Source organism: Methylotenera sp. (genome assembly GCF_030653755.1).
GTDB lineage: Bacteria > Pseudomonadota > Gammaproteobacteria > Burkholderiales > Methylophilaceae > Methylotenera.
In genome coordinates, this window is sequence record NZ_JAURYU010000058.1 from 1 (window position 1) to 2,164 (window position 2,164).

Annotated in this window: 5 protein-coding genes; all 5 read right to left on the reverse strand. The window is 40.9% G+C overall.

The features are described from left to right. On the reverse strand, positions 1 to 182 hold a 182-nt coding region (locus Q7U33_RS12015), incomplete at its 3' end, for a hypothetical protein (RefSeq protein WP_304861317.1). An 8-nt stretch (positions 183 to 190) separates the two neighbouring features. Then, positions 191 to 358 (reverse strand): hypothetical protein, encoded by a 168-nt coding sequence (locus Q7U33_RS12020; protein WP_304861320.1) that lies wholly within the window; start codon positions 356 to 358, stop codon positions 191 to 193. Next, on the reverse strand, positions 355 to 552 hold the full coding sequence (locus tag Q7U33_RS12025; RefSeq protein ID WP_304861322.1) for an AlpA family transcriptional regulator: 198 nt from the start codon (positions 550 to 552) through the stop codon (positions 355 to 357). Before Q7U33_RS12025 ends, Q7U33_RS12020 begins: the two co-directional genes overlap by 4 nt. A 71-nt stretch (positions 553 to 623) precedes the next feature. Further along, positions 624 to 1,202, reverse strand: coding sequence for a hypothetical protein (locus Q7U33_RS12030; protein ID WP_304861325.1), 579 nt, complete (start codon positions 1,200 to 1,202; stop codon positions 624 to 626). 29 nt (positions 1,203 to 1,231) lie between these two features. Further along, a partial coding sequence (locus Q7U33_RS12035; RefSeq protein ID WP_304861327.1) for a site-specific integrase occupies positions 1,232 to 2,164 on the reverse strand: 933 nt, incomplete at its 5' end.

A 2,164-nucleotide genomic window follows, 5' to 3' on the forward strand; every position in this document is an offset into this window, starting at 1 on the left:
ACAAACTCTATGACTTCTCGGACTGCATCACCTAGGCCGCTTGGCAGGGATTCTAGTGGATATTGTGGCGGCTCAGATTCTTGTAATAAGCTAACAGGTTTTAACCATTCACTAGCAGGTGGAGTGCTAGAACAATTTTTAAAAACATCATCCGAGTAACCTTCATTAGTAGTGAATTGCATATCCACATTCATATAACACCGCCAATCAGAATTGCCATAATGGCGATTAGCGCGATTAAAAAAATGAGGTCATGGCAAAGGTGTGGATTGATAGCTAATAACGCTTTTAGTTTTGAGGTACAATAAGAAACGTAAGAAAGCTCTTTTATCTTTGCGGGTAGAGGGCTTTTTTTCATTTTAAGCACCTCTTAGCGATTTGGGTTTCAATCCACTGATTGACTTCCTGCTCGCTAAACACTGTCTTACGTCCTAGTTTGATAGGGCGTAATTCTCCAGCATTGATAAGCTCGTATAATTTTGTTTTGCGTAGGCTAGTGCGATTGGTTGTTTCTGAAACGTCCAGCAACCGTGGTGGGCTTTGGTGTGTCATGATGTAAATCCTATAATGTGTGGATTTACAGTTTCTCAATACGGTCTGAAATAGCGTGGCTACTTCCTAATTCATTTTTTTATTAAGTCTTTCACTATGTTGTGGATTTGTCTTTCTGATACGTCATAAGTCCCCGCTAAGGCTTTAACTACGCCATAAACACCATCTTCATTTTGAGCTTTAATATATTTATTTCTAATATTTCTTTTAAATGTTTCTGTTAGTTTTCTCGGCACTTTTGCACGCTTACTTTGTTCATTGCTGTAAGTTGCGCCTATAGTAGCTTCGTATTTAGCAAGCATACGCAAGCCTTCAGTTTCATCTAAAGAATTAGCATTTTGGATAAGTGCCAAATAACTAATATCTCGCAAAAATTTTGGCGGAATGGATGGGCGATAAATTTCATCTCCCTGTATTTTTTGCTTTTTGTAACATTCATCTATCCATTGTCTTATTTTCTTAACCTTGACTAGCTCTTTATAATTCATGGCATCAAGTAACTTGTTCCGAATATGGGTAAATTCGGTTTTAATCGCTTTAGGTACCCAATCTTCCAACTGTCCAAGCACGCCATCATAGGGCTGTGAATTGCGCCATTCAAGCAGGTTCATGTCTGCATCCATCAAATTATCGAGAAAATCATATTCCACAATTTTCACCTAACCGAATATCTTTTTGTTCATGCGTTTTGTACCAACTGGACAATATTGCCTTTAGTTTTGCAGTAATTACCCCATGTGGTCATAAGGTCGCGCCTACGCTCAAATAAATCACTACGTTGATATGCTGCTTCAACTTCATTCTGATTAACGTGTGCTAATGCCAGCTCTAATACTGCACTAGGCGTTGATGTTGTTTCTGCTCCCCATACGCGGAATGTTGAGCGAAAGCCATGCACTGTTACATTTGGATTGATAGCGTGTAATGTTTTATTGATAGCTACATCCGATAAGTGTTTTTCACGCCCACCAATAAAAACAATGTCAGAGTTCTTTATATTCCATGTTTTCATTATGGCGAGTATTTCGATAGCTTCATCACACAGTGGCACTTTATGTTCGCGTCCTGCTTTCATGCGTTCCGCTGGGATTGTCCAAACCTTGGCTTTAGTATCAATCTCACTCCATAGCGCACCGCGTGATTCTCCAGACCTTGCAGCCGTTAGAATTGTAAAGCGAAGGTTATATGCGGATGCTGTGTCTTTATTGCGTAAGCGTGACATGATGTCAGGCACTTCATTGTAGCTTGCGGCAGGGTGGTGTATTACCTTAGTTACTTTTCTAGGTGGTGGTAAAACTTTATCGAGATTGCCCTTCCAGCGTGCAGGGTTGCGCCTGTCAGCGTCTTCATGCACGGCGGCATAGTCAAGTACCGATTCAATGCGTCCGCGAAGCCTAACGGCTGTTTCGGTTGTTGTTGCCCACATAGGCAATAAAATACTTTTAACGTCTGCTAGTGATATGTCAGCGGGGAGTTTTGCGCCAATCTTAGAATATGTGAATTGCTCTAAGGTGTTTTCCCATTGTTGCGCGTGTTTTGCGTTACGCCAGCCAGCGCGTTTTGATTCGATTAGCTCTAATGCATAATCTTTAAATGTTTTTGCGGGTGCGTC